Here is a 26,658-nt window from a genome sequence, read left to right on the forward strand (position 1 = left end):
CCCCATGAGCCTCGAGCCGACGGGAATTCAGCAGTTCTATATCCCCGAGGAGCAGTCGGTCTACCTGCTCAGCCAGAGCCAGGCACGGCAACTGCGCGAGTGGATCGAGCGCTGCCGCCACCAGCTCGCCCAGGTCGGCTACCGGGAGGTGGAGCTGGTTGGCAAGGGCGCCTACGGGTTCGTCTTCGCGGGTATCGATGGCGCCGGCGCCAGCCACGTGTTCAAGTTCACGCGCCAGAACCTGCCCCAGGCGTTCCATGAGCGCCTGGAGGAGGAGGCGTTCATGCTCGAACAGGTGGATCATCCCCGCGTTCCCCGCCTGATCGCCTATCGCGCCCTGCGCCATCAGGCGATGCTGGTGATGCAGCGCGCCCCGGGCATCAACCTGGAGGAGTTTTCGCTGCGCCACGGCCGCCTGCCGCCGCGTCTGGTGATCAAGATCGCGGCGCAGCTGGCGGATATCCTGCGCACGCTGCGGCGCGAATCCGCCGAGGGACGTCTGGTGGTACACGGGGATATCAAACCCTCGAACCTGATGTTCGACGCGCGAACCGAGCAGATCGCGTTGATCGACTGGGGCTCGTCGGTCTTCGCCCAGCTCGATGCCGAGGGCCAGTTCCTGTCGCGCAACGTGATGGCGCTGATGTCCGACGATCTACAGCACACCAACGCCCGCATGGGTGATGTCTACTATATCGGCGAGGAGCAGCTCGAGGGCGCGCTGTCGTCGCCGCGCTTCGACGAACAGGGCGTCGCCGCGACCCTCTATGCACTTGCCACCGCGCAGTCCAGCCGCTTCGGCCGCGAGACGATCCCGGCCACCTCGCTGGGGTTGCCGATCGAGTTCGCCCGGGTACTGGATGCGATGCTGAGCGAGGACCCCGGACTGCGGCGTCGGGCCGGCGACTATTTTCTCCAGCACATGCCGCGGATCGCCCGGACGATCATCCGTGAGCCACCGGAGTCACCGGAGATCCCGCTGGTCCCGGTATGGGTACGTTCGCTGGAGCAGGAGATCGAGACGGTGGTCTACAGCTCGCGCAAGGCTTTCCTGCGTGATGACCATCGTCAGGATGACGCGCGCGACGATACCCTGAGCGCCATCAACGATATCCAGCTCGATCGCTACTACAAGCACTTCATGCAGGGCATGGGCGATCTCGAGAAGGCCTTCCTGGTCGCGGTGGGGCGGCTGGGCAAGTATCCGGTGGTGGGCGGACTGGCGGTGCGCTGGAGCGACGCCGGCGTCGAGTTCGACACGACGCTGAGCCTCAACGAGCCGTCGCTCCGGACCGCCTTCGTCGCGGCGGTGAACAACATGGTCAATCTCGCCCGGGCGATCCGTCGCCGCGACGGGGTGTTCAAGGCTTGCCTGTTCAACGCCCGGCGCACCCTGCACGTCGACCGTGACGATGCCTCCCGGCCGTTCGTGCCCGACGCCGCTTGCGCGATCCTCTACGAGGTCAGCCCCACGCCGGAGCTGGAAGATGCCAGCCGCGAGCACTCCTACTTCGAGGATGGTCCGGATCCCGAGGAGTTCCTGCGCCTGCCGCCGGTGATGATCGAGGCGCTGTCGCGGCTCAATGCCATCCATCACACCGGCATGATCATCTTCGAGGCGTTGGCGACCCATCTGAAGATCCACAGCTACTACCGCCTGCTCGATCCGGCCCGCGAGGAGGAGTTCCGCGACTGTCTGGAGACGCTGCTGGCGGCGGTGCCGCAGATCGACGGCCTGGGGGTTTCCGGCTACATGAAGATGCCCTACAAGAACACGCGACATTTCACGCATCGAGCGCGGCTTCCCGATAGCCCCGATAGCGCGAGAGGATGAGTCGTCCGCCAGGCGGCTTGCATGGTGCATTCTGCGAAATCGTTGCGGTTTCGGGACGCTTTACACCGATTTTGGACGGTTACAGGGAGGAAAAAGGGAAGAAACGGGTTCGAGCCGTTATAATCCGCGCCGACAAGAGAAGCCTGTCCGCGTGCCTGGCGCCGTCACGGGGCGCTGCGGGTTTCCGACAACAGCATTACTCGATGGTGAATTCATGGCCAAACAATCCCATACCCATGCGCAGTGGTCCTCCCGCACGGCCTTCGTCCTGGCGGCGACCGGTTCGGCCGTGGGGCTCGGCAACATCTGGAAGTTTCCCTACATGGTGGGCGACAGCGGCGGCGCCGTGTTCGTGCTCGTCTATCTGGTCTGCATCGCGCTGATCGGGCTGCCGATCCTGGTCTCCGAGTGGCTGCTGGGCCGGCGCGGACAGTCCAATCCGATCAACACCATGCAGACGGTCAGCCGTGACGCGAAGAAATCGCCGGACTGGGTGCTGGTGGGGATCGCCGGCGTCCTTGGCTCGTTTCTGATCCTCTCGTTCTACAGCGTCGTCGGCGGCTGGTCGCTCAACTACACCTGGAGCACGCTGACCGGCGACCTCGGTCAGTCCAGCGGTGTCAGCGTGGGTGATTACTTCACCACTCTGCTGGGCCAGCCGGGCACGCTGCTGTTCTGGCACACGCTGTTCATGCTGTTGACCTTCGGCATCGTCGCCGGTGGCGTCAAGGGTGGCCTGGAGCGTGCGGCCAAGTGGCTGATGCCGCTGCTGATCGTGGCGCTGGTCGTGCTGATCGGCTTCGGCATGTCCACCTCGGGCTTTGGTCAGGCGGCCGAGTTCATGTTCTCCCCCGACTGGAGCAAGTTGAACGGCGGCGTCATTCTCGCGGCGCTGGGTCACGCCTTCTTCACCCTGTCGCTGGGGATGGGGATCATGATGGCCTACGGCTCCTACCTGGGGCAGGAGGTCGATCTGATCAAGACCGCGCGTACCGTGGTGATCCTGGATACGGTGATCGCGCTCGGCGCCGGCATGGCGATCTTCCCGGTGGTGTTCGCCAATGGCCTGGACCCGAGCGCCGGCCCGGGGCTGCTGTTCGTCACCCTGCCGCTGGCATTCATCGACATGCCCTGGGGGCTGGCGTTCGGCACGATCTTCTTCGCCCTGCTCACGGTGGCCGCGATCACCTCGGCGATCTCGCTGCTGGAGCCGGTCACCGAGTTCCTGGAGGAGCGCACGCCGCTGTCCCGCCTGGGTTCGGCGTTCGTCGCCGCCCTGGCAACCTGGACGCTGGGCATCGCGGCGCTGCTGGCGTTCAACCTCTGGTCCGGCTTCCAGCCGTTCGGCTTCAACGTCTTCGACCTGCTCGATGCCCTTACCAGCAAGCTGATGCTGCCGCTGACGGGGCTGGCTGCCATCGTCTTCACCGCCTGGTTCCTGGATAGCGAAGACGTCAAGCGGGAGCTGGGGCTGGGGCCGAAAGGACGGGTCGTATGGCACTACGTATCACGCTATGTCGCACCGATCGGCGTGATCGTGGTGTTCTTCAACAGCCTGTAGTGAACCGCCGTCACGTCTCGGGGCGTGACGGGAATTTCCGCGCCGGAGGGGATCCCGGCGAGGCAGGCAGTGGCCGTTGCCCTCGGGGGACGGCCACTGATCGTTGGGTAGCTGTCTCCGACCGACTGGACGCTACTCGGGCAGCTCGGCGATCTCTTCCGCTAGCTGGCGCTTCTCCAGACGCTGCTCGATGCCGCGCCGGGCCTTGAGGTATCGCACGGCTGCCTTGCGCTTGCGCTGCTCGTGCTCATTGACCTCCAACGTCATGAAAATATCGAAAATTTCGCTCTTCAGGGTGTGAAGATGTTCGATGTCCTTCATTGATCGAATCTCCTGGCATCCTCGGAACCGTCGGTTTTCGCCCGACATGCATACTATACTCAACTTTACAAGATAATGACGGTTCACTTTTTTCATGCTTCCAACGCGCCGTGTCGGCGTATTCCCGCCAGCCCGAGTCGGGCATACTAGGCCGCGAACTCCTGATCGAAATCCAGAGACACGAGACCGCTTGATGTCGCCATCCGAGGGCCAGCCATGAGTCGTTCGCTGTTCGATGAATTGCGCGTTCACATGGATCGTCTGCGCCGTTCCGAGCAGAAGGTGGCGCGCTTCGTGCTGCGCAATCCGGAAGAGGTGATCCTGATGCGGATCACCGACCTGGCCAGCGAGGCGCAGGTCAGCGAGCCCACGGTAGTGCGCTTCTGTCGCGCCATGGGCATGGCCGGATTCCAGGAGTTCAAGCTGAAGCTGGCGCAGATGATGGCCAAGGGAAGCCAGTACGCCCAGTTCACCATGAACGACGGCGATAGCGTGGCCGAGTTCTCCCATGGCATCTTCGACAGCACCATCGAGACCCTCGAACAGGTCCGCGATCGTCTCGACAATGAGGCGCTGGGCAAGGCAATCGCCGCGCTGGCAGTCGCCAACCGGGTCGAGTTCTACGGTTACGGCGCTTCGGGTATCGTCGCCGCCGATGCCCAGCACAAGTTCTTCCGTCTCCAGATCCAAACGTCGGCCTATGCCGATCCCCACATGCAGGCCATGTCCGCTGCCACCATGAAGGCGGGCGACGTGGTGGTGGCGATCTCCCAGACCGGCCGCACCCGGGCGCTGATCGCCAGCGCGAAGACGGCGGTCAAGGCCGGTGCTACCGTGATCGGCCTGTGCCCCAGCGATTCGCCACTGGCGCGCGAGGTGACCCTGACACTGCCGGTCGACGTGCAGGAGGACACCGAGGTCTACATCCCCATGACCTCGCGCATCGCCCACCTGTTGACCATCGACGTGCTCGCCGTGGGCGTGGCCAAGAATCGTGGTCCGCAGATCAGCGATCAGCTCAAGGCGATCAAGCGCAGCCTGGGATCGCTGAGGGTTTCCAACAGCGTCTCCTGAGCCGCTCGCATTTCGGGGAACGTCGCTCGAGGTGGCGTTTTTTTACACCCTTTATACTGTATATATAGACAGTACCCGTGTTCTGAGTGACACTGATGGCAACGATTCAACTCTCCCGAGCACTGCCATGTCGTCACTCGCTTCCTGCTGTTTTCGATGGCTACCGCTGCCACCCCTCGCCACGGAGGCCGGCCGATGAGCAGCCTGGAGACCCTGCTCGACAGCCGCCAGGTCTGGCGTGCCCAGACCGGTACTGCTAGCGACCACGGCGAGGCGATTGCCAGCGGGCACGCCGAGCTCGATGCGCTCCTGCCGGGCGGTGGCTGGCCACCGGCCGCGGTCAGCGAGCTGCTGTCGAGCGGCGCCGGCAACGGCGAGCTGGCCCTGCTGTGGCCCGTGCTCTCGCGGATGACACGGCAAGGCAGGCCGATCGTGCTGATTTCGCCACCGGGGGCACCCTACCCGGCCGCGTGGCGGCAGGCGGGTGTGGCGCTCGGGCAGTGCCACTGGCTCGAAGTGCAGGGTCGCGAGGCGTTATGGGCGGCGGAGCAGTGTCTGCGCGCCGGCTGCTGCGGGGCCGTCATGGCCTGGCTGCCGCAGGCCGATAGCCGTCTCATGCGCCGGTTGCAGGTGGCGGCGGCCAGCGGGAATACGCTGGCCTTCGTGCATCGTCCTTTGGTGAAAGTGGCCGAGGCCTCACCGGCGCCACTGCGGTTGCGGTTGCACCGGCACGCCGAGCTGGAAGTCCTCAAGTGTCGCGGCGGCTTGGTCTCCTCGCGTCGGATCGCCTTCGGCGGCGGGACGTGACCGCATGCGTTGGGTCTGCCTGCTGTTCCCGCGTCTGGCGCTGGAGGGCGCGCTGCGTCGCCGCCCCGATCCCGGCGCTCCGTTCGCACTGATCGACGGGCCGCCACCGCGTCAATGCATCCGTGCTGCCAATCGCGCGGCCCGCGAGCGAGGCGTCAGGCCCGGACAGGCGCTGGGCTTCGCCGAAGCGCTCTGTGACAGCCTGGAAACCGCGCCGTTCGATGCCGAATCCGTCGAACGCTGGCGCCGACGTCTGGCCGCCTGGGCCTATGGCTTCAGCGCTCAGGTCAGCCTTCACTATCCCCATGCGCTGGTATTCGAAATCGCCAGCAGTCTCGATCTGCTCGGCCCCTGGCCACGGCTGGAGGCGCGTCTGCGCGCGGAACTCGGCGAGCTCGGCTTTTCGCATCGACTGGTGATCGCCCCCAATCCGGCGGCGGCGCGGGTGCTGGTCAATGTCCATGATGGCCTGGCGGTGGACGAGAGCGGGCTGGAAGCGGCGTTGGCAGGCCTGCGTCTCGATCGGGCCGGGCTGGCGAGCCTCGATGCCGATCGTGACATCGTGCAGACCCTGACCCGCAGTGGCTTCCAGCGTCTGGGCGAGCTGTTCGCCCTGCCGCGCAGCGCCCTGGCCCGACGTTTCGGGGGCCGCCTGATGCGCCACCTGGGCGAACTGCGGGGAGAGTGGCCGCTGGCGCTGGATTACCACCGCCCGACGCCGCGGTTTTCCCGCACCTTCGCGTTCGATCAGCCAGTGCATGCCATTGCCGGCCTGGCCTTTCCGCTCAAGCGTCTGCTGCAGGAACTGAGCCTGTTTTTGATCGGCCAGGACGCCGGGGTCGAGCGATTCCGGGTCACGTTCGAACTGGAGGACGGCCCGCCGCAGACCGTCGAGATCGGTCTGTTGTCGGTACAGCGTGACCCCGAGACCCTGCTCGAGCTGACCCGAGCGCATCTGGAGCGTGTGCGCCTCGTCGGCCCGGTGATGGCCTTGACGCTCTTCGCACCTCGGCTCTCCGACTATGCCCCGACAAGACGCGAGTTGCTGGAGGGGCCGGCGCGCCAGGCCCAGGCCTGGGCGGCGCTGCACCAGCGGCTGGTGGCGCGATTGGGGGAGTCGGCACTCCGGCCGCTGGTCGAACATCGCGAGTATCGGCCGGAGAAGGCGGTGCTGAACGGACTCGGGCCACGGGCGCGTGACGCCAGCGCCGGCCCGCCTCGTCCCGGCTGGCTAGTGCCTGCGCCGCAGCGCTGCGATGGCGACGTGGTGCAACTGCTGGCGGGGCCGGAGCGAATAGAAAGCGGCTGGTGGGACGGTGGCGACATTCGACGCGACTACTATCTGGCCCAGTGGGTGGATGGTCGCCACGCCTGGGTCTGGTGCGAGCCGGGACGGCAGGGCTGGTATCTGCACGGATGGTTCGGATGAACGAGCTCTTTCCCCTGCGGCCCGACGCTGCCGCCTTATCGCGGCCCGACGCTGCCACCTTATCGCGGCCCGACGCTGCCGCTTCGGACGTCCGTGAGTCGGTAGGCGCAGATTCGGGCGCCTGTAGGATCGACGCGGATTCGGACGCCCGTGAGCCGATAGGCGCGGGTGCGGGCGCCTGTAGGATCGGCGCGGGTGCGGGCGCCTGTAGCATCGGCGCGACTGCGGGCGCCTATGAGGCCCCGGTACACGAGGCCAACGCCTACGCCGAGCTGCACTGCCTTTCCGCGTTCAGCTTCCAGCGCGGGGCTTCCACTGCGGATGAACTGTTCGAGCGGGCGGCGCGGCACGGCTATCGGGCCCTGGCGATCACCGACGAAGCCACGCTGGCGGGCATCGTGCGCGGCTGGCAGGCGGCGCGTGAGTACGGCATCGACCTGATCGTCGGGGCCGAGTTTCGTACCGAGTGCGGTATCAAGCTGGTGCTGCTGGTGGAGAATCGGCGGGGTTACGAAGCGCTCTGCGGATTGATTACCCGCGTTCGTGGCCGTGCTCCCAAGGGCGAGTACCGGCTGCTTGCATCGGATCTCGAGGGACTCGATGGCGGTGACGGGCTGTTCGCGCTGTGGATTCCCGGCGCGGTACCGGATCCCGATGTCGGGAAGCGGCTGGCCAATATCTTTCGCGACCGGCTGTGGCTGGCGATGGAGCTGCACTACGGCTTCGAGCAGGGCTGCGACAACGCGGCGCGTCTGGCCCAGTTGCAGGCCCTGGCCGAGTCGCTGGGCATTCCGGCAGTGGCGACGGGAGACGTTCATATGCACGCCCGTGGCCGGCGGGCGCTGCAGGATTGTCTCACCGCCATTCGCCACCACCAGAGCGTGTTCGAGGCCGGCGATACCCTGTTCCCCAATGGCGAGCGCCATCTGCGCACGCGTGACGCGCTGTCCGCGATCTACCCCGCCGCGCTGATGGCCGCAAGCGTCACACTGGCGTCGCGCTGCCGCTTCGATCTCGGCGAGCTCGAGTACACCTACCCCCACGAGGTGGTGCCGGACGGCAAGACCCCGGCCGAATGGCTGCGCGAACTGACCGCTGAAGGGTGCCGGCGGCGATGGCCGGATGGGGTGCCCGAGGAGACGGCAGGGCAGATCGACCACGAACTCGCGCTGATCGAAGAGCTCGGCTACGAGCACTACTTCCTGACCGTGCACGACATCGTCGACTTCGCGCGGCGCCAGCACATCCTGTGCCAGGGGCGCGGCTCGGCGGCCAACTCGGCGGTCTGTTTCGCGCTGGGGATTACCGAGATCGATCCGTCACGCACGGCGCTGCTGTTCGAGCGTTTCATCTCCCGCGAGCGCGACGAGCCACCGGATATCGATGTCGATTTCGAACATGAACGGCGGGAGGAGGTGATCCAGTACGTCTTTCGCCGCTACGGGCGGCATCGGGCGGCGCTGACCGCCGTGGTCAGCCATTACCATGCCGCCGGCGCGATTCGGGATATCGGGCGGGCACTGGGTTTCGCGCCGGAGCGGATCGATCGACTCGCCCGCTGTGCCGGGCGCTGGACCGATCACATTCCTGATCCGGCGCGGCTGCGCGAGCAGGGGTTCGAGCCCGACGAACCAGCGCTGCAGCGGCTGCTGGTGCTGGCCGGCACGCTCATCGGTTTTCCACGCCATCTCTCCCAACATCCGGGGGGCTTCGTGATCTCGGATGCGCCGCTGCAGACGCTGGTGCCGGTGGAAAACGCCGCCATGCCGGAACGCACCGTGATCCAGTGGGACAAGGACGATCTCGACCTGGTCGGCCTGCTCAAGGTCGACGTGCTCTCGCTGGGCATGCTGACGGTGCTGCGACGAAGCCTGGATCTGCTACGCCGGCATCGCGGACTCGACTACGAGCTGGCGACGATTCCCAAGGAGTGCAACGAGACCTACGCCATGATCCAGCGCGCCGACACCCTGGGCGTGTTCCAGATCGAATCCCGCGCGCAGATGGCGATGCTGCCCCGGCTCAGGCCGGCCAAGTTCTACGATCTGGTGATCGAGGTGGCGATCGTGCGCCCCGGGCCGATCCAGGGTGACATGGTGCACCCCTACCTCAAGCGGCGCAGCGGCGAGGAGCCGATCACCTACCCCTCGCAGGCGTTCGAGCAGGTCTTCGCGCGTACCCTGGGCGTACCGCTGTTTCAGGAGCAGGTGATGGCGCTGGCGGTGGAGGCCGCGGGCTACAGTCCTGGCGAGGCCGACCAGCTGCGTCGTTCGATGGCCGCCTGGAAGCGCCACGGCGGGCTCGAACCCCATCGCCAACGGATCGTCGACGGCATGCTGGAGCGGGGCTACGCCAGAGAGTTCGCCGAGCGCATCTTCGAGCAGATCAAGGGCTTCGGCAGCTACGGCTTTCCCGAATCCCACGCCGCCAGCTTCGCCCTGCTCACCTATGCCAGCTGCTGGTTCAAGTGTCACGAGCAGGCGATCTTCGCCTGCGCCCTGATCAACAGCTGGCCGATGGGCTTCTACTCGCCCGATCAGGTACTGCAGGACGCCCGTCGCCACGGCGTCGAGGTGCGCCCGGTCGACATCCGCCAGAGCCAGTGGGAGAGCACGCTGGAGCCGGCGGACGAGAGCACCCCCGCGACCACCGGCGCGCTGGCGATCCGGCTCGGGCTTCACATGATCAAGGGCTTGGCCGAGAGCGACGGCCAACGCCTGCTGGCGGCGCGCGACACGTCCGGCTGCGACAGCGTCGAGCGCCTGGCGGCGAGGTCCGGGGTCAAGCGGGCGGTCTTGTCACGGCTCGCCGATGCCGGCGCGCTGGAAGGGCTGGCGGGTGATCGCCATCGGGCGCGCTGGGCCGCGGCCGGAATCGAGGCGTCGCTGCCACTGTTTTCCGAAGTCGATAGCGAAGAGGAGCCCCTCGCGCTGCCGGCCATCGAGATCGGCGAGGCCATCAAGGCGGATTACGCCACGCTCGGCACCACCCTGGGGCCGCACCCGCTGGCGCTACTACGCCAGCGCTGCCGCTCGGGAGGCTCCCGTGGCCTCGGTGGCGTGGTGGATTCACGCCGCCTGGCCACGCTGCCCGGCGATATCGGCGTCAACGTGGCCGGGCTGGTGGTCGGGCGCCAGCGCCCGGGCTCGGCCAAGGGCGTCACCTTCCTCACCCTCGAGGACGAGTTCGGCATGGTCAATGTCGTGGTCTGGCCGCGGCTCGCCGAGCGCTATCGCCGTATCCTGCTCGAATCCCGCCTGCTGCGGGTGACCGGCAAGCTGGAGAGCCAGGAGGGCGTCCGTCATGTGATCGCCCGGCACCTGACCGACCTCACCGGTCTGCTGGAGGGGTTGAGTACGCGCAGCCGGGATTTTCACTGATCCGAGCTACGAGCTACGAGCTACGAGCTACGAGCTACGAGCTACGAGCTACGAGCTACGAGCTACGAGCTACGAGCTACGAGCTATGAGCGAAAGGCAAGCGTAAAACGTCACGACCGGCTTCAGGCCGCCTTGGCGCGATAGTGAGCGTAAACCGAAATGGGAGCCGGCGAGTCGCGAGCGGCTGGCCGAGCGAGGCTGAACTATGGTTAGGTGCTGAGATAAGGTTGGGTATTGAACCATCCCGCCGTGCGATCTGTCTTCAATCGTGGTGCGGCAAGGACCGATGGTATTTGTCTTTCATACACTGGAATTGTCTTTCAATAAGAGGCGGCTGATTTATGGAGAGCATTGGCGTAGGGCCCTGGATCGCGATCGTCGTGGCGGTGGGCGCCGTTGGCGTATTGGTCGGTTACTGGCTGGGTACCAAGATGGGGGGCCACAACACCGAACCGATGCGCGAACTCAACCGCGAACACACCGCCTACAAGGAGGACGTCCGCGAGCATTTCGAACAGGTCTCCGCGACCATGACCCGTATGGTCGAGGATTATCGCGAGATGTATCACCACGTCGCCAAGGGCGCCGAGAAGCTCGCCGACATGCACCACGAGACGGTGATCGAGCCGCCGCCCAAGCCCGAGGCGATCACCCAGGACCGGCCTGCCGGCGGCGAGGCGGCAGATACGCCGAGTGCCGACAAGGAGAAGGCGTCGGCGGCTTCGCCGACTCCCCGGGAAGCGTCGTCTGCGACGGCTCCCACGGCCTCCGGCGCGGCGGCGAAATCTTCCGCCTCCTCCTCGGCGACCGGTGATGCCGGAGCCGGAGCGTCGTCTGCGCCCGCGCGTCCCCAGGATGCGGCGATCCGGGCTGCCGCCGAAGACGCCGCCACATCGCAGAAGCGCTGATCGCCCCGCGCCACTCAGCCGTGGCGGGCGTCATGTCAGGTGGAGCGGGTCGGCTATGTTAAGCTGGCGCGCTCTTCTCTATTTCCAGCAGCAGGCCCCGCACGGTTCCCAATGGATGATGTCTCGGCACTAATCGACTCCCTCAACGCCAACCAGCGCGAGGCCGTCGCCGCGCCGCCCGGCAATATGCTGGTGCTGGCCGGTGCCGGTTCGGGCAAGACCCGGGTTCTGGTGCATCGCATCGCCTGGTTGATGCAGGTGGAGGGCGTCTCCCCCTACGCGATTCTGGCGGTGACCTTCACCAACAAGGCGGCCCGCGAGATGCGCACGCGTCTCGAGGCGCTGCAGGGCGCGTCGCTGCGCAACATGTGGGTCGGTACCTTCCACTCCATTGCTCATCGCCTGCTGCGCACGCACTGGCATGACGCGCGGTTGCCCCAGCATTTCCAGATCATCGACAGCGACGACCAGCTGCGGTTGGTCAAGCGCCTGCTGCGGGATCACAACGTCGACGACGAGCGCTATCCGCCCAAGCAGGTGCAGTATTTCATCGGCGGCTGCAAGGAGGAGGGACTGCGCCCGCAGCAGGTGGCGACCCACGGCGATCCCTACATGGCCAAGATGGTCGAGCTCTACGAGCTCTATCAACTGACCTGCGAGCGGGGCGGACTGGTCGACTTCGGCGAGCTGCTGCTGCGCAGCCTGGAGCTGCTGCGCGACACGCCGGCGCTGCTCAAGCACTATCGCGAACGCTTCGGCCATATCCTGGTCGACGAGTTCCAGGATACCAATACCCTGCAGTACGCCTGGCTCAAGCTGCTGGCCGGCGCCGATGGCAATGGGGGGAGCGATGCCGATCGTGCGGCCATGATCGTGGTCGGCGACGACGATCAGTCGATCTACGGCTGGCGCGGGGCCAAGGTCGAGAACATCCGTCGTTTCGAGAGCGAGTTCGCCAATACCCGGACCGTGCGCCTGGAGCAGAACTACCGCTCCACCAGCGTGATTCTGGATGCCGCCAATGCGCTGATCAGCCAGAACAGCGGGCGCATGGGGAAGGAGCTGTGGACCGATGGCGAGACCGGCGAGAAGATCTCGGTCTATGCCGGCTTCAACGATCTCGACGAGGCGCGCTTCATCGTCGATACCATCGGCGAGCAGGGCCGCAACGGCTTCGCGCGCCGCGAGATGGCGATTCTCTACCGCTCCAACGCCCAGTCGCGGGTGATCGAGGAGGCGCTGATCCGCAGCGGCGTGCCGTATCGCATCTACGGTGGCCAGCGCTTCTATGAACGGCTCGAGATCAAGAACGCGCTGGCCTATCTGCGCCTGCTGCTCAATCGCGAGGACGACGCCTCGCTGGAGCGGGTGATCAACGTGCCGCCCCGCGGGATCGGTACGCGCACGGTGGAGATCCTGCGTGGCCGCGCCCGCGACACCAACGTGTCGCTGTGGCAGGCACTGCACGACAGCCTGAGCGACGGCACGCTCAAGGGCCGCGCCGGGAACGCGATCAACGCCTTCGCCGAGCTGATCGAGCGCCTCGACAACGACACCGCCGGCATGGCGCTCTACGAGATCATCGATCACGTCATTCAGGTCTCCGGACTGATCGAGCATCACCGCAGCGAGAAGGGCGAGAAAGGCCAGGCGCGGGTCGAGAACCTCGAGGAGCTGATCAACGCGGCCCGAGCGTTCTCGCAGAGCGCCCAGGCCAATCCGATCGACCTGCAGGAGGTGGGCGAAGGCGCCGCGGCGCTGGAGCCGTTCCTGGCCGAGGCGGCACTCAATGCCGGCGATCACGAAGCCGACGAGTTCGAGGATTGCGTCCAGATGATGACGCTGCACTCGGCCAAGGGGCTGGAGTTCCCGGTGGTGTTCGTCGCCGGCATCGAGGAGGGCCTGTTCCCGCACAAGATGTCGCTGGAGGAGCCGGGGCGGCTCGAGGAGGAGCGCCGGCTCTGCTACGTGGGCATGACCCGTGCCATGCGCAAGCTCTATCTCACCTACGCCGAGATTCGCCGCCTGCATGGGCGCGAGACCATGGCGCGACCCTCGCGGTTCTTGCGGGAAGTCCCCGAGGAGCTGCTCGAGGAGGTGCGCCTGCGCGGCCAGGTATCGCGACCGGTGACCTCCCGGCCCAACGTGGGGCCGGCGCGTCAGCAGGGCGTTGAAGGCGGCGACGATCTGCCATCGCTGTCGCTCGGCCAGCGCGTCAGCCATCCGCTGTTCGGCGAGGGCGTGATACTCGATGCCGAGGGCGAAGGGGCTCGGGCTCGGGTGCATGTGAGTTTCGAGGGCGAGGGCGACAAGTGGCTGGTACTGGGATTCGCCAAACTGACCCCGCTGTGAATCCGTCATCGTCACGAAGTTGCAACAATTCCGTGCGATGATCGCGGCTATAGGTGTCTCTACGCCTGTCGCGTTCAGGCCATCGAAGACAGATCCTTGCTGGCAGGCTCGACTGCCCAGTCACAGTGCCAGATACGTCAACGCCCCCAAGACAAGCCGTCGGAGTCACGCATGGATATCACCAGCGATACCCACAGTCAGCACATCTCGCAGCAGTACAATCAGGATCTCGAGACCATCAAGACCCAATTGATGGCCATGGGAGGGCTGGTCGAGAAGCAGCTCCAGGAAGCGCTGGATGCACTGTTGGATGGCGACAGCCAACTGGCGATCCGGGTGCGCGACAACGACACCAGCGTCAACGACATGCAGCTCAAGATCGACGAGGAGTGCGTGCGGATTCTGGCGCGTCGCCAGCCGGCAGCTTCCGATCTGCGCCTGGTGATCGCGGTCATTCGGGCTACCAATGATCTCGAGCGGATGGGCGACGAAGCCAACAAGATCGCGCGCAACGCCATCGATCTGATCGAGTCGGGGCGTATCCCCCAGGGCAGCGTGGAGATTCGTCACATCAGCGAACACGTGCGCAGCATGTTGCGTGATTCGCTGACCGCCTTCGCCCGCTTCGATACCGAACTGGCGTTGAAGGTGGTTCAGGAAGACGCGTCGGTGGATAGCGAGTACACCACGGCCATGCGATCGCTGGCGACCTTCATGATGGAAGACCCTCGCTCCATCGGTGGCGTGCTCAGCGTCATGACGGTGCTGCGCGCGCTCGAGCGTATCGGCGATCACGCCGACAACCTCGCCGAGCACGTCATCTATCTGGTGAAGGGGCGCGACATCCGCCATACCTCGGTGGACGAGCTCGATCGGGAAGCCCTGGGCCGAAGCGACAAGCGCTAGGTCTGGCTGAAAAGCCGACGGGCGCAGGCCGGTCCTGGGCCCATACCCTGCAGTTCGATGTGCTTCCCGCCTCATCCGTGGGCGCAGCGCAGGATCGGCGCCAGAGAGGGCCGGATTGGTGCGCCCAGTCGAGCGTTGACGCCGTATGGGCAAGGGGCGGGGTTTTCAGACTTGCTTGGTGCCCGTCGCTCGCCGGCTGGTGAGCATGCGGGGTCAGGATTGACGCCGCGCCGCAGGGAGTGTGTTAGCGTGTCGATCACGCAACACTTTGTCTGGTCGACGGATTCAGCATGATCTATCCCCTTCAAGCGATTATCCAAGGCACGCGCCTGGTGTTCGAACCCGGGCTGCGCCGCTTCGTGATCGGTCCGATTCTGGTCAACCTGCTGCTGTATGGCGGCACCATCTACTATCTGATCGGCAACTTCGGCGGCTGGCTCGACTACGGCATGCGCCAGGTGCCGGGCTGGCTGACCTGGCTCGAGTGGCTTATCTGGCCGCTGCTGGTGGTTGCCCTGGCGCTGATCGTCTTCTTCACTTTCACCCTGGTCTCCAACCTGATCGCGGCGCCGTTCTACGGCTTCCTGGCCGAAAAGGTGGAAACCCGGGTCACCGGGCGGCCGCCCAGCGACGAGCGCGGCTGGATCAAGACCGGCGTCGATGCGCTGGGGCGGGAACTGGTCAAGCTGGGCTATATCCTGCCGCGCATGGCGGTGCTGTTCCTGCTGGGGTTCGTGCCGGGGCTGAACCTGATCACCCCCTTTCTGTGGGCGGCGTTCTCGGCCTGGATGATGGCCGTCCAGTATCTCGATTACCCGATGGACAACAATCAGGTCAGCTTCACCGACATGCGTCGTCGGCTGCGCGGGCGCTGGTGGCCGACGTTGACCTACGGCGCTTGCATGTCGGTGGCGACCTGGGTGCCGGTGCTCAATCTGATTCTGTTGCCCGGCGGTGTTGCCGGTGGCGTCATGCTATGGGATCGCTACTACCGCTCCATGGTGCCGGCCACCCGCTGATGGCGCACGACTGGCGCGCACCAACGAAGCCTGGGTCGACAAGAAAAATGGCAAATGGGGTTGAAAGCCGCCTTGGAGCACGCCATCTAGACTGGTACGGCAGGGAGATTTGCCGAAGCAGTGAAGTCAGCTTTGCCAAGGCTTCGGAAAATCTTTTGAAATCAATGTGATATTTCATCGTAGCAACGCTGTGCGAAGATCGGGCTCGCTTGACACCGCGACGCGTTGCTCACTATTTTGATTCACCCGAGAGGCGCCCACGTCGGGCAATGCCTCCTCATGAAAGGGAGTTTTGATCATGGCTCATAGCTTACCGTCGCTACCCTACGCTTATGACGCGCTGGAACCCAAGATCGACGCGATGACGATGGAGATCCACCACACTCGTCACCATCAGACTTACGTCAACAACCTCAACGCCGCGCTGGAAGGCACGGGTCTCGAGGAGGTGCCGGTCGACAAGCTGATGGCCGATATCGACAAGGTGCCGCAGGACAAGCGCCAGGCCGTCATCAACAACGGCGGCGGTCATGCCAACCACTCCCTGTTCTGGACCGTGATGTCCAAGGATGGCGGTGGCGAGCCGACCGGCAAGGTGGGCGAGGCCATCAGCAGCGAGCTGGGCGGCTACGAGACCTTCAAGGAAGAGTTCAAGAAGGCGGCAGCCGGCCGTTTCGGCAGTGGCTGGGCATGGCTGGTGGTGACGCCCGAGAAGAAGCTCAAGGTCATCAACACCCTCAACCAGGATAGCCCGCTGATGGAAGGCCTGACGCCGATCCTGGGACTGGACGTCTGGGAACACGCCTACTATCTGAAGTACCAGAACAAGCGTCCGGACTATATCGCGGCGTTCTTCGACGTCATCAACTGGGACGAAGTCAACCGTCGCTACGCCGAAGCGACTGCCTGATCATCGGGTCGATATTCCGATGTCAGGCCGTTCAAGGATGCCCCCGTTTCGGGGGCATCCTGCGTTGGTACCCGCCTCGGCAAGGATTCCCCCCGTAGCGCCTTTTCTGATACGCTGATCGCGCTGGCGTCCTGCCGGCTCCGCTCATCGATCCACCCTCGCGACGATCCGATACCATGACTGCACAACGCTGCGACGCCACACTGACGCTTACCGATGTGAATGATTTTCGATTGCGCCTGATATCGTTTCTGGATGAGTACGATGTGGCCTACCGCAGCGACGAGCGCCAGGTGGCGATCGATCTGCCGGGTGGCGAAGCACGCTTCTCGGTGAGCCGGGTCGGCCTTCACCTCGAGGCCGAAGCCGACGCGAGAGATGGGTTGGAGACGCTGCGCGGCATTATCGAGCACTACGTCTCGCTGTTCGCTGGCGAGAACGCCCTGCCACTGCACTGGCATGGCGACGTGGTGGCGGCACCGACCTTCGCCAATTTTCGCGAGATGCGGGTGACCCGGGTCGAGGAGCTCAGCCCCAGCATCCGTCGTTTGACCCTGAGTGGCGAAAACCTGGCGCGCTTCGATCATCCGCAAGAGTGGCACGTGCGGCTGCATTTCCCCCCGGTCGGCATCGATCGCCCCCAGTGGCCCCGACCCACCGCGGAAGGCGGTACCCAATGGCCGCCGGAAGATCGACGGGCCGAGATTCGCTACTACACCATTCGCCGCCTGGACGTCGCCAGCGGCGAGGTGGAGATCGATTTCCTGCTACACGAAGCCCCGGGGCCGGGAGGCGATTTCGCCCGCCGAGCCAAACCGGGCGACATCTGTGGCATGGCCGGTCCCTACGGCCGGGGCGTCGCCGACGCATCCCACTACCTGCTGGCCGGCGACGAGACGGCCATTCCCGCCATCGCGCGGTTGCTGGAGACACTGCCGGCGAGCGCGCAGGTCGAGGCGTGGCTGGAGGTCGAATCGCCGGTGGATGAGCTGGAGCTGCCGGTCGCCGATCACTGCCGCATCAGCTGGCGGTACCGCTGTCGCGGTCACGCGCCGAGCGAGCAGCTTGCCTCGGCGGTGGTCGAGGCGATGTCCGATACCCGCGACGATCTGTTCGTCTGGTTCGCCGGTGAAGCCGATGTCAGCCAGCGCCTGAGGAAGCGGCTCAAGCAGGAGTTCGGGCTGCAGAAGGGGCAGCATCTGGTCACGGGCTACTGGAAACGGGAAAGCGCCTAGCTGCGTTCGTGACTAACGGCCTCGCTCCAGTACCAACAGCGGGTCGATGCGGGTATCGAACCAGTTCATGCCCCAGTGCAGGTGGGGCCCGGTGGCGCGCCCGGTCGCCCCCACCGCACCGATCACGTCGCCCTGCTCGACGCGATCGCCGACCTTCACGTCGATCCGCGACAGATGCAGGAAATTGGAGCTGATGCCGTAACCGTGGTCGAGCAGCACCGTACCGCCGGTCAGATAGAGATCGTCGGCGAAGGTGATCACGCCGCTCGCCGGGGCCTTGATCGGCGTGCCCTCGGCGGCGGCGATGTCCATGCCCGAGTGCGCCGATCCCGGCGTGCCGTTGTAGATGCGCTGGTTGCCGAAACGCCCGCTGATGCGCCCCTCCACCGGCCAGACGAAGGTCTGGGCGAACCCCACCCGGTCGTCGTTGCGCTTGCGCTCGGCGCTGACGGCGGCCTGCTCGCGGGCGATGCGGGCGGCGATCTCCGGCGGCGGCGAGACGGTCCTGGGCGGCACGCCGTCGATGCGCTCGATCGGCCAGTCCCGGGGCGTGATCGCGACCGCCGCACTCTGCTGACGACCATCCGGCGTGATGATCGACACTGTCTGACGACCGCTGGCATCGCGGCCGACACCGAAGACCACGGTGCCGTAGCCGGTAACCCGGAGATCGTGTCCCGCCACGGTGACCTGGCTGCCGGGCGGCACGCGTCCGATCACCATCGAGCCCTGCTGGACGCTGTCGGGGAAGGTGATAGGCACCGCATCGGCGCGTGTTTCGACCATGACACTCGACAGCAGCAGCACGAAGACGGTGGCGCCGAGTCGTCGGCACCACCAGAGAGGAGGGATCGATATCACCTGTCGGCACTCCGTATCGCGGGATGCCGCCACCATAACCCGAGCCAGTGGCGGAAGACAGGCGGATGGGAGACAGGGCCGGGTCGAGAGGGCTCTCTAGAACGACTCCCAATCGTCGTTATCGCTCGGTGCCGAGCGTGTCGCGGTCTTGCCTCCCGGCGAGGAGGCCGCCGCCAATATCGGCGCCGGGGTCGAGGGTGACGGCGAGCGATAGCGCGATACCCTCTCGTCGTATTCGACATCGGGAATCTTGAACCCGGCCAGTGCCCGCTCCAGCGTCGCCACCTGCGCATTGAGCGTGGCGGCGGCGGCCGATGCCTGCTGTACCAGCGAGGCGTTCTGCTGGGTGACGTGATCCATCTGCACGACGGCCTCGTTGACCTGGTCGATACCGTTGGACTGTTCGCCGGAAGCGATCGAGATCTCCTCGATCAGATCGGTCATGCGGGCCACCGAATCCACGGCACGACGAATGGTCCCGCCGGCCTGCCCGACGATCTCGGAACCGGCGTCGATCCTGCGATTCGAGGCGTCGATCAGTTCGCGGATCTCGCGGGAGGCCTCGGCGCTGCGGCTGGCCAGAGTGCGGACTTCATTGGCGACGACCGCGAACCCCCGACCCTGCTCGCCGGCCCGGGCGGCTTCCACCGAGGCGTTGAGCGCCAGGATATTGGTCTGGAAGGCGATCGAGTCGATCACGCCGACGATCTCGGTGACCCGGCGCGAGCTGTCGGTGATGCCCTGCATGGTCGAGACGACCTGATCCATCATCTCGCCGCCCTCCGCAGCGGTGGCGCGGGCCTCACCGGCCAGGCCGCTCGCCTGGCGGGCGTTGTCGGCATTCTGACGCACGGTCTGGGTCAGCTCCTCCATGCTGGAGGCCGTCTCGCCGACGGAGGCCGCCTGCTGCTCGGTTCGCGCCGCCAGGTCCTGGTTGCCGCTGTGGATCTGGCCCACGCCGACGGTGATGGTGGTCGAGGCGTGGCGAACGTTGGTCATCGATTCGGCCAAGTGAATCCGCATGCCCTCGATGGCCGCGAGCAGGCTGTGGCGGTCGCCGGCGCCGATCTTCAGCGCGGTGGTGAGATCGCCCTCGGCCATGCCCCGGATCGCGTTTCGCGCCTGGCGCGGGTCGCCCCCCAGGTCGCCCAGCACGTTGCGGATGATCCAGCCCATGATCAGCGTGATGATGATGCCGATGGCACCGGCGATCAGGCTCATCTTCAACACGCCGGCCCAGAACGCCTGCTGGATGTCGCTGATATAGACGTTGGCGGCGAGATACCAGTCCCACTCGGGGACGTAGCGCACGTAGTTGAGGCGCGATATGTCCTGGCCATCGGCGTTGGTGGAGGTGTACTCCAGGGTGCCGTCGTCGGGGGAGTCCGCCAGCGCCTTGAGCTCGCGATAGAAATAGATGCCGTTGTCGTCGCGGAAACCGCTCATGTCCGTGCCGATTTCGCGCTTGGGGTGATAGACCAGATGAATATCGCTGTCGAAGGCGTAGACATAGCTGCCGTCGAGATCCAGCGCCGATAGGTTCCTGCGGGCGAAGTCCTTGGCGGCTTGTTCGGAGAACTCGCCATCGTTGGCGCGTTGGACATAGCGCTCGACCAGTGTCTGGGCGCTGGCCACGAAGCTCTTGAGACTGCTGACGCGCTCGGCCATCAAGGTATCGCGCTTCTCCAGGGCCATCCAGCCCACCAGCACCAGCATGCCGAACCACATCAGTCCTACCGTGATCCAGAGTTTTTGCCGCATCGTCATCGCGAAAACCGTTCCTTTCCGAGGTATCTGTCGATTCATATGGAGGATTAAACTAATAATCCGCTCACTTTATCGGCAGGCTCTAATCAAGGTTGAGATCGATTCGTGCGATTTCGCCGCGATGCGCGTGATCGGGCCGGATTGGGGTGCGCCGACGTTGCCCGACGCGATTCGGCGGCCATGCCGGCCTGGAGGGAGGAGGGCCCGCCGTGGGCAGCGACGGCGTCGTTCAGGGGGACGGCGCCGACCCTGTGTCAGGCTCGACCAGTCGGGCAGCGGGAAACACGCAGCGGAAGCGCGCGCCGAGCCCCGGGCGGCTGACGATTTCCAGGCTGGCGTCGTGGCGCAGCAGCACGTGCTTGACGATGGCCAGGCCCAGCCCCGTGCCGCCGGTGGCGGCGCTGCGACCCTTGTCGACGCGATAGAAGCGCTCGGTCAGTCGCGGGATATGGATGGGATCGAAACCCTCGCCGTTGTCTTCCACTTCGATGGCGGCGCCGTCATGCCAGGGCTTCCAGCGCAGGGTGATGGTGCTGCCTTCCGGTGTGTAGCGAACGGCGTTGAAGACCAGGTTGGAGACGGCGCTGCGTATCTCCTTGGTGTTCGCCAGCAGTCGCCGCGACTCGTCGGCTTCTATCGACAACTGGTGGCGTTGGGCGCTCAACTCCCGGGCATCGGCGACGATCTCGCCTAGCAGCGTCGTCACGTCCAGCGTATCGCGGTCGTCGTCGGGGCTATCGATCTCGAGCCGGGAGAGCAGCAGCAGATCCTCGACCAGATTCTGCATGCGCGTGGTCTGCGCCTGCATCTGCGAGAAGCCTCGCTGCCAGCGTGTCGGCAGCTGGTCGGCGTGGTCCGAGTAGGTTTCGAGATAACCGGCCAGCACCGTCAGCGGCGTGCGCAGCTCATGGGAGACGTTGGCGACGAAGTCGCGGCGCATCATCTCCAGCTGATGCAGCCGGGACACGTCCCGCGCCATCAGCAGGCGTTCGTTGTCGCCGAACAGGGTGAGATGGAACTGCAGGGTACGATTGGCCTGGACCGGGGAGGGAATCAGCAGCGGCTCGCGGTAGTCGCCCGTCTCGAAGTAGGCGATGAAACGGGGATCGCGCAGGAAGTTGGTGATCGGCTGACCGCGGTCGTGATCGGGCTGCAGGCCGAGCATGTCGCCGGCGGCGCTGTTCCACCACTCCAGGTCGCCATTGGGATCCAGCATCACCACGCTGTCGCGCATCGCCTCGCAGGAGTCCTGGATGCGCCGCAGGATATCGCGCAGTCGTTGCTGCAGCTGGGTCTGGGCTTTCTGATAGTGATACAGGCGATCGAACAGGTCGCCCCAGACTCCGGTGCCGGGTGGTGGCGCCTCGCGGGGATTCTTCAGCAGCCAGACATAGAGCATGCGCACGTGGCGCAGGTGCAGGAAGACATAGAGCCCCAGGCCGGCCGCTAGACCCCAGCCCAGCCCGGCGAGCAGGTCGTCGCCCAGCTCGCCGAGCAACAGTCCCATGGCGCCGAGCCCGAACAGCATGTAGCCGAGGCGCCACAGTTCGTTGATCCAGTAGCGCACGTCCTGACTTACTCCCTGACCGAAAAGCGGTAGCCGGTGCCGCGCACGGTCTGGACCAGATGCTGGTGCGCTTCGCCGAGGGATTTGCGCAGCCGGCGGATATGCACATCGACGGTACGCTCTTCCACGTAGACGTTGCCGCCCCAGACCTGATCCAGCAACTGGCTGCGGGTGTAGGCACGTTCCTGGTGGGTCATGAAGAACTGCAGCAGACGATACTCGGTCGGGCCGATCTCCAGGGCGCCACCATGGGAGGTGACGCGGTGGCTGGAGGGGTCGAGCCGCAGCCCCTCGACCTCGACCGCCTCCTCGATACCCGGCGGCGTGGCCCGGCGCAGTACCGCCTTGAGTCGGGCCACCAGCTCGCGCGGCGAAAAGGGCTTGGTGATGTAGTCATCGGCGCCCGCCTCCAGCCCCTGGACCTTGTTGTCCTCTTCACCCTTGGCGGTGAGCAGGATGATCGGCATCTCGGCGGTAGCCTCCTCGCGCTTCAGGCGACGCGCGAGCTCGATGCCGCTGGTGCCGGGCATCATCCAGTCGAGCAGCATCAGGTCGGGTTTCTGGTCCAGCGCCATGGCGTGGCCGGTCTGGGCGTTGTCGGCTTCCAGCACACGATAATCGGCCATTTCCAGGGCAACGGCGATCATTTCGCGAATGGACGCTTCGTCGTCAACGATGAGTACGGTCTTGGAGCTCATGCGCAGTGCCTCGAGTGAGCCGCCGGTTCGCTTTGTTGCGTGGCGTCGATGACGCCATCGGGCGTAGCGACCGGCCGTGACAGAACGGTGACGATTACATCGTGAAAATATGACATCGATATGACAGCTACGACAATCGCGCCTTTCAGGCCGGCGGCCACAGCGCCAGCACCAGTCCGGCGAACAGCAAGAGTCCCGACCAGAAGTTGTTGAGGAAGGCCTGGAAGCAGGGGCCGCGCTCGCGCTCCCGGATCAGCCACTGCTGGTAGACGAAGGTCGCCGCCATCGCGGCCAGCCCCAGCCAGAAGAAACCGCCCAGTGCCAGCCGCGCTCCGACCCAGGCCAGCAACGCCAGGGTCAGCAGCTGCAGCAGACCGATGATCAGCTTGTCGGCGCGGCCGAACAGGCGCGCGGTGGATTTCACCCCGATCTTGATGTCGTCGTCGCGGTCGACCATGGCGTACTGGGTGTCGTAGGCCACGGTCCAGGCCAGGTTGGCCAGCAGCAGCAGCCACGCCTCCAGCGGCACGCTGCGACTCACCGCCATGAACGCCATCGGGATGCTCCACGAGAACGCCAGCCCCAGCACCACCTGGGGCAGGTGGGTGTAGCGCTTCATGAAGGGGTAGAGCGCGGCCAGCGCCACCCCGACGAAGGAGAGCAGGACCGTGGCCAGGTTGGTGAAGCAGACCAGCACGAAGGCCGCCGCCACCAGCGCCGCGAACAGGATCTTGGCCTCGCGCTCGCGGATGCGTCCGGTGGCCAGCGGGCGCTCCCGGGTGCGCTTGACGTGGCCGTCGATCTTGCGATCGGCGTAGTCGTTGACCACGCAGCCGGCGGCGCGCATCAGATAGACGCCGAGCACGAAGATGATCAGGTTGGCGCGATCCGGCAGGCCGCCGGCGGCGAGCCACAGTGCCCACAGCGTCGGCCACATCAGCAGCCAGGTGCCGATCGGCTTGTCGAGCCGGGTCAGGCGCAGGAAGTCCGGCAGGCGGGCGAGGCCGCGGGGCGTGGAAGGGGAACCGGCGCTGGGCATACGAATCTCCGAAACGGCAAGGCCTCTGAATCGGCAACGACTTTACTGTAACTGCGGCCTCGCTTCGAGGTGGGAGCCGTCGTTCAGGCCGTCGGTCGTCGTTCCGGGAGAGCCAGGCCCAGGTCCTCCGCCATTTCATGCAGGAAGCACTCCTGCACCAGCAGTTGAATGCTGCCGTGGCGGAAACGTGATCGCCGCAGCCACACGCCCTCTGCGTCCGCGGAGACTCGCGCCACCTCGATCGGGTCGCGTTGCAGATCGGGCTGCGCGAATAGCCAACTCCCCAGCGAACGCTCGCCCAGCGTGCGCAGGCGCCGACAACCGGTACGATCCAGTGGAGCGACCGAGCGCGCCGCCACCCACGGTCGCTCGCCGCTCATCAGCGTGACCTCGCGTATCCAGGCGAGGTCGGTAGGCGCCAGCCCCAAGGCAAGCGCCTCGTCGCGGCGCGGTCGTTCGACGCCCTGGTGTTCCAGCCTGACCCGGAAGGGGCGCCTGGAGGCCGCGACCAACCGGGCGGTGAGCGAATCGGTAGAGCCCACCCACTGCCACCAGGCGGCGCTCATGCAAGGTCGGCGGGTGACGGCGGGAGCCCAGCGAATCCATCGCCAGGATCGTTCGGCGGGCGACAGTGCATGGCAGTAACAAGCTGAGGGCACGCGAAGCGACTCCATCAGGACGCATCAGGAAAGCGCCGTGGAACGGTCAGGGACTACCGGGACGGCGCGGGTCGAAGGCGGCGTAGTGTAACATGAGGCCTCGAGACGACCGACCGACGAGCCCCGCAATGAGTCAATCCGATCCCTCCAGCGCGCCCCTGACGATCATCGGCACCGGGATGGCCGGCGTGGGCCTGGCCCGAGCCGTTCGGAGCCGTGATGGTGAGCGGCCGATCACCCTGATCAGTGCCGACAGCGGCGACGAGTACACCAAGCCGCTGCTCTCCAGCGCCTTCGCCAAGCGGCAGACGCCACAATCGCTGGCCATGCACGATGCGGTGGGCCTGGCCGCGACGCTGAAGGCGCGGGTCCGTACCCGGACGCCCGTCGATGCCATCGACCCCGTCGGCCACCGGCTGGTGATCGGTGCCGAGACGCTACCCTACGGCCAGCTGGTGCTGGCGACCGGCGCCGCCCCCCGGCAGCCGTTCGAGGTGGCGTCTTCGCTACGCGACCGGGTCTTTCAGATCAACGATCTCGATGACTATCGTCGCTTGCGCGGGGTGCTGGATCGTCATCCCGGCCAGCAGGCCCGCATCGCCATCATCGGCGCCGGGCTGGTGGGTTGCGAGTTCGCCAATGATCTCCATGCAGGAGGCCACCGGATCGCGCTGGTCGCGCCCGAGCCGACGCCGCTGCCACGCCTGCTGCCACCACCGTTGGGGCGGGCACTCGGCGAGGCCTTCGCCGAAGCCGGTATTAGCGGCTATTTCGAACGTCAGGTGACAGCGCTTCACGACGATGGCGACGGTATGACGCTGGCACTCGACGATGGCGAAGTGCTGGCAGCGGATCTGGTGCTGGTCGCGACGGGGCTGCGCCCGCGTACCGGCCTGGCCGAGGCCGCAGGGCTGGCGGTGTCGCCGGCCGGTATCCTGACCGACCGCCGGCTCGCGACCAGTGCGCCGGATATCTTCGCGCTGGGTGACGTGGCCTGTGTCGACGGGCTCGGCGCCCCGGCCGGCGGAGTGAGCGCCATGTACGTTCAGCCACTGCAGGCCGCGGTCAAGGCGCTGGCGGCAACGCTGACCGGCACCCCGACCGAGGCGAGCTACGGCGCCTGGCCGGTGGTGGTCAAGACACCGCTGCTACCGGTTGTCGCGCTGCCACCGCGTGAACCCCCGCACCACTGGCGGATCGAGGGAGAGGCCAGCGATTTCAGCGCCCTGGCCGAGGATCAGACAGGGCGGTTGCTGGGCTTCGCGCTGACCGGGCGCTGCGTTCGTCGTAAAGTCGAACTGGCGCGAGCTGCCCCCCCGTTGCTAGGCTAGCCTCGGTGGCTACGGTTGTATCAGCCATGAATCGTCACCTGATGCTGGACAAACCGCGCCCCGAGCGGCTTATTATGCGTTCGGAGGGCATTCCCCTCATCGAGAACAACAACTCGTTTTAGATGCGAGGCGTTTCAGGTGACGCCATAGCCAAACTAGGAGGGCTCTATGCGTAAGCCAGAACTCGCTGCGGCGATTGCCGAGCGTGCGGATCTTTCGAAGGACAAGGCCAGTCAGGTGCTGAACGTCATTCTCGACGAAATCACCGGGACGGTTTCCAAAGGTAGCGATGTCACCTTGATCGGTTTTGGTTCATTTACGGTTCGCGAGCGTGCCGCACGGACGGGTAAGAACCCGCAGACTGGCAAGCCGCTGAACATCCCGGCCAGCAAGACCGTGGCCTTCAAGCCCGGCAAGGCTCTCAAGGACGCCGTCAGCAAGTAAGTTCGGGTTTCGAATTCCCGAGTCGCTCATCCGCCAATGAGCGCAGCGATAGCCGATCCGTCCCGATACCGGCGGGTCGGCATTCTTCGATACATTCCCTGTCCTGTTGATCGGTCGTGCGAGGTGGCATGAAGCTCAAGTTGATGCTCTGGTGGCTTGGCGTGATGCTCAAACGCGCGCGTTCGCGCAAGGCGGCATTCCGCGACACGCTGGAAAAGCTCCGTCGGTTCGACTGGGGTGTGGCCACCGAGGACCTGTCGATTGCTCGGCACTATCGCATGACGCCCCAGGCAATCCAGAGCGCTCCCGGCCTGCCGGTGGATCTGGCGCTGGAGCTGCGCTTTCGTGACGCCGACAGCGCGACTCGCTTTCTCCGTAAACCGTCTCAGCGCGCCTTCCGAGAGGGGCTGTTCGATGGCCGCCTGCGGCTGGTGGGCGACTCCCGCGATCTGGAACGACTGCAGGGACTGCTCAAGCATCTCTAGCCGATCCTGAGTATGCGCCGGCCCTGAACCGCAGCGCCCCTGGCAGTGATGAACTGCCAGGGGCGCTTGTT

The 26,658-nt window shown here is 65.7% G+C and carries 22 protein-coding genes; 15 read left to right on the forward strand and 7 right to left on the reverse strand.

The features are described 5' to 3' along the window. Nucleotides 1-4 precede the first annotated feature (4 nt). A complete protein-coding gene (locus DOM45_RS14895) occupies nt 5-1,834 on the forward strand; it encodes a protein kinase domain-containing protein (protein WP_110601754.1) in 1,830 nt (609 codons plus the stop codon). Nucleotides 1,835-2,048: 214 nt separating this feature from the next. Beyond that, nucleotides 2,049-3,395, forward strand: a complete 1,347-nt coding sequence (locus DOM45_RS14900; protein WP_110601756.1) for a sodium-dependent transporter — start codon at nt 2,049-2,051, stop codon at nt 3,393-3,395. A gap of 132 nt (nt 3,396-3,527) precedes the next feature. Here DOM45_RS14900 and DOM45_RS14905 read toward each other — a convergent pair whose 3' ends face one another. Continuing rightward, nucleotides 3,528-3,716, reverse strand: a complete 189-nt coding sequence (locus tag DOM45_RS14905; protein WP_110601757.1) for a PA3496 family putative envelope integrity protein — start codon at nt 3,714-3,716, stop codon at nt 3,528-3,530. A gap of 216 nt (nt 3,717-3,932) precedes the next feature. Between DOM45_RS14905 and hexR the strand changes: the two genes are divergently transcribed. The 10 genes from hexR to DOM45_RS14955 all read left to right on the forward strand — a co-directional run bounded on the left by hexR (nt 3,933) and on the right by DOM45_RS14955 (nt 17,736). Beyond that, a complete protein-coding gene (hexR, locus tag DOM45_RS14910) occupies nt 3,933-4,790 on the forward strand; it encodes a transcriptional regulator HexR (protein WP_110601759.1) in 858 nt (285 codons plus the stop codon). Between the two features lie 195 nt (nt 4,791-4,985). After that, nucleotides 4,986-5,597, forward strand: a complete 612-nt coding sequence (gene imuA / locus DOM45_RS14915) for a translesion DNA synthesis-associated protein ImuA (protein WP_110601761.1) — start codon at nt 4,986-4,988, stop codon at nt 5,595-5,597. Nucleotides 5,598-5,601: 4 nt separating this feature from the next. Beyond that, nucleotides 5,602-7,026, forward strand: coding sequence for a Y-family DNA polymerase (locus tag DOM45_RS14920; protein ID WP_110601763.1), 1,425 nt, complete (start codon nt 5,602-5,604; stop codon nt 7,024-7,026). Continuing rightward, nucleotides 7,023-10,406: an error-prone DNA polymerase gene (locus DOM45_RS14925; RefSeq protein WP_110601765.1), complete on the forward strand. Its 3,384-nt coding sequence runs from the start codon at nt 7,023-7,025 to the stop codon at nt 10,404-10,406. The genes DOM45_RS14920 and DOM45_RS14925 overlap by 4 nt, the downstream gene beginning before the upstream one ends. Before the next feature lie 341 nt (nt 10,407-10,747). Continuing rightward, complete coding sequence (locus tag DOM45_RS14930; protein ID WP_110601766.1) at nt 10,748-11,314, forward strand: ZapG family protein; 567 nt, start codon at nt 10,748-10,750, stop codon at nt 11,312-11,314. Nucleotides 11,315-11,425: 111 nt separating this feature from the next. Continuing rightward, on the forward strand, nt 11,426-13,666 hold the full coding sequence (gene uvrD, locus DOM45_RS14935; protein WP_110601768.1) for a DNA helicase II: 2,241 nt from the start codon (nt 11,426-11,428) through the stop codon (nt 13,664-13,666). Nucleotides 13,667-13,837: 171 nt separating this feature from the next. Next, nucleotides 13,838-14,572, forward strand: coding sequence for a phosphate signaling complex protein PhoU (gene phoU / locus DOM45_RS14940; protein WP_110601770.1), 735 nt, complete (start codon nt 13,838-13,840; stop codon nt 14,570-14,572). Nucleotides 14,573-14,862: 290 nt separating this feature from the next. Then, on the forward strand, nt 14,863-15,591 hold the full coding sequence (cysZ, locus tag DOM45_RS14945; RefSeq protein WP_110601771.1) for a sulfate transporter CysZ: 729 nt from the start codon (nt 14,863-14,865) through the stop codon (nt 15,589-15,591). A gap of 298 nt (nt 15,592-15,889) precedes the next feature. Next, a complete protein-coding gene (locus DOM45_RS14950) occupies nt 15,890-16,501 on the forward strand; it encodes a superoxide dismutase (RefSeq protein ID WP_110601772.1) in 612 nt (203 codons plus the stop codon). Nucleotides 16,502-16,677: 176 nt separating this feature from the next. After that, a complete protein-coding gene (locus DOM45_RS14955; protein WP_110601774.1) occupies nt 16,678-17,736 on the forward strand; it encodes a siderophore-interacting protein in 1,059 nt (352 codons plus the stop codon). A gap of 12 nt (nt 17,737-17,748) precedes the next feature. Here the strand turns inward: DOM45_RS14955 and DOM45_RS14960 are convergent, their stop codons facing one another. The 6 genes from DOM45_RS14960 to DOM45_RS14985 all read right to left on the reverse strand — a co-directional run bounded on the left by DOM45_RS14960 (nt 17,749) and on the right by DOM45_RS14985 (nt 24,234). Then, nucleotides 17,749-18,597: a M23 family metallopeptidase gene (locus tag DOM45_RS14960; protein ID WP_240612412.1), complete on the reverse strand. Its 849-nt coding sequence runs from the start codon at nt 18,595-18,597 to the stop codon at nt 17,749-17,751. Between the two features lie 96 nt (nt 18,598-18,693). Then, nucleotides 18,694-20,364, reverse strand: a complete 1,671-nt coding sequence (locus DOM45_RS14965) for a methyl-accepting chemotaxis protein (RefSeq protein ID WP_240612413.1) — start codon at nt 20,362-20,364, stop codon at nt 18,694-18,696. A 229-nt stretch (nt 20,365-20,593) separates the two neighbouring features. Continuing rightward, the gene (gene phoR / locus DOM45_RS14970; RefSeq protein WP_110601778.1) at nt 20,594-21,931 is read right to left on the reverse strand and encodes a phosphate regulon sensor histidine kinase PhoR; all 1,338 of its coding nucleotides are present in this window, start codon (nt 21,929-21,931) and stop codon (nt 20,594-20,596) included. 8 nt (nt 21,932-21,939) lie between these two features. Continuing rightward, nucleotides 21,940-22,629 (reverse strand): phosphate regulon transcriptional regulator PhoB, encoded by a 690-nt coding sequence (phoB, locus tag DOM45_RS14975; RefSeq protein ID WP_110601779.1) that lies wholly within the window; start codon nt 22,627-22,629, stop codon nt 21,940-21,942. 145 nt (nt 22,630-22,774) lie between these two features. Beyond that, nucleotides 22,775-23,668, reverse strand: coding sequence for a 4-hydroxybenzoate octaprenyltransferase (gene ubiA / locus DOM45_RS14980; protein ID WP_110601781.1), 894 nt, complete (start codon nt 23,666-23,668; stop codon nt 22,775-22,777). Nucleotides 23,669-23,751: 83 nt separating this feature from the next. After that, nucleotides 23,752-24,234: a chorismate lyase gene (locus tag DOM45_RS14985; RefSeq protein ID WP_110601782.1), complete on the reverse strand. Its 483-nt coding sequence runs from the start codon at nt 24,232-24,234 to the stop codon at nt 23,752-23,754. 221 nt (nt 24,235-24,455) lie between these two features. Between DOM45_RS14985 and DOM45_RS14990 the strand changes: the two genes are divergently transcribed. The 3 genes from DOM45_RS14990 (at nt 24,456) to DOM45_RS15000 (ending at nt 26,587) form a co-directional block, all read left to right on the forward strand. Then, nucleotides 24,456-25,658 (forward strand): NAD(P)/FAD-dependent oxidoreductase, encoded by a 1,203-nt coding sequence (locus tag DOM45_RS14990; protein ID WP_110601784.1) that lies wholly within the window; start codon nt 24,456-24,458, stop codon nt 25,656-25,658. A gap of 168 nt (nt 25,659-25,826) precedes the next feature. Next, nucleotides 25,827-26,102, forward strand: coding sequence for an HU family DNA-binding protein (locus DOM45_RS14995; RefSeq protein ID WP_035472794.1), 276 nt, complete (start codon nt 25,827-25,829; stop codon nt 26,100-26,102). A 128-nt stretch (nt 26,103-26,230) separates the two neighbouring features. Then, nucleotides 26,231-26,587 (forward strand): hypothetical protein, encoded by a 357-nt coding sequence (locus tag DOM45_RS15000; RefSeq protein WP_110601786.1) that lies wholly within the window; start codon nt 26,231-26,233, stop codon nt 26,585-26,587. Nucleotides 26,588-26,658 lie beyond the last annotated feature (71 nt).

Origin of the sequence: Salinicola lusitanus (assembly GCF_003206045.1) — a bacterium.
GTDB lineage: Bacteria > Pseudomonadota > Gammaproteobacteria > Pseudomonadales > Halomonadaceae > Salinicola > Salinicola lusitanus.

What these genes read in the sequence shown, in the direction of transcription:
- DOM45_RS14900 (WP_110601756.1), top strand. Translation starts at nt 2,049, where the DNA reads ATGGCCAAACAATCCCATACCCATGCGCAGTGGTCCTCCCGCACGGCC.
- DOM45_RS14925 (WP_110601765.1), top strand. Translation starts at nt 7,023, where the DNA reads ATGAACGAGCTCTTTCCCCTGCGGCCCGACGCTGCCGCCTTATCGCGG.
- DOM45_RS14965 (WP_240612413.1), bottom strand. Translation starts at nt 20,364, where the DNA reads ATGACGATGCGGCAAAAACTCTGGATCACGGTAGGACTGATGTGGTTC.
- phoB (WP_110601779.1), bottom strand. Translation starts at nt 22,629, where the DNA reads ATGAGCTCCAAGACCGTACTCATCGTTGACGACGAAGCGTCCATTCGC.
- DOM45_RS14930 (WP_110601766.1), top strand. Translation starts at nt 10,748, where the DNA reads ATGGAGAGCATTGGCGTAGGGCCCTGGATCGCGATCGTCGTGGCGGTG.
- DOM45_RS14955 (WP_110601774.1), top strand. Translation starts at nt 16,678, where the DNA reads ATGACTGCACAACGCTGCGACGCCACACTGACGCTTACCGATGTGAAT.
- DOM45_RS15000 (WP_110601786.1), top strand. Translation starts at nt 26,231, where the DNA reads ATGAAGCTCAAGTTGATGCTCTGGTGGCTTGGCGTGATGCTCAAACGC.
- ubiA (WP_110601781.1), bottom strand. Translation starts at nt 23,668, where the DNA reads ATGCCCAGCGCCGGTTCCCCTTCCACGCCCCGCGGCCTCGCCCGCCTG.
- DOM45_RS14905 (WP_110601757.1), bottom strand. Translation starts at nt 3,716, where the DNA reads ATGAAGGACATCGAACATCTTCACACCCTGAAGAGCGAAATTTTCGAT.
- DOM45_RS14950 (WP_110601772.1), top strand. Translation starts at nt 15,890, where the DNA reads ATGGCTCATAGCTTACCGTCGCTACCCTACGCTTATGACGCGCTGGAA.
- DOM45_RS14985 (WP_110601782.1), bottom strand. Translation starts at nt 24,234, where the DNA reads ATGAGCGCCGCCTGGTGGCAGTGGGTGGGCTCTACCGATTCGCTCACC.
- hexR (WP_110601759.1), top strand. Translation starts at nt 3,933, where the DNA reads ATGAGTCGTTCGCTGTTCGATGAATTGCGCGTTCACATGGATCGTCTG.
- cysZ (WP_110601771.1), top strand. Translation starts at nt 14,863, where the DNA reads ATGATCTATCCCCTTCAAGCGATTATCCAAGGCACGCGCCTGGTGTTC.
- DOM45_RS14990 (WP_110601784.1), top strand. Translation starts at nt 24,456, where the DNA reads ATGAGTCAATCCGATCCCTCCAGCGCGCCCCTGACGATCATCGGCACC.
- DOM45_RS14995 (WP_035472794.1), top strand. Translation starts at nt 25,827, where the DNA reads ATGCGTAAGCCAGAACTCGCTGCGGCGATTGCCGAGCGTGCGGATCTT.
- DOM45_RS14895 (WP_110601754.1), top strand. Translation starts at nt 5, where the DNA reads ATGAGCCTCGAGCCGACGGGAATTCAGCAGTTCTATATCCCCGAGGAG.
- DOM45_RS14920 (WP_110601763.1), top strand. Translation starts at nt 5,602, where the DNA reads ATGCGTTGGGTCTGCCTGCTGTTCCCGCGTCTGGCGCTGGAGGGCGCG.
- phoU (WP_110601770.1), top strand. Translation starts at nt 13,838, where the DNA reads ATGGATATCACCAGCGATACCCACAGTCAGCACATCTCGCAGCAGTAC.
- imuA (WP_110601761.1), top strand. Translation starts at nt 4,986, where the DNA reads ATGAGCAGCCTGGAGACCCTGCTCGACAGCCGCCAGGTCTGGCGTGCC.
- uvrD (WP_110601768.1), top strand. Translation starts at nt 11,426, where the DNA reads ATGGATGATGTCTCGGCACTAATCGACTCCCTCAACGCCAACCAGCGC.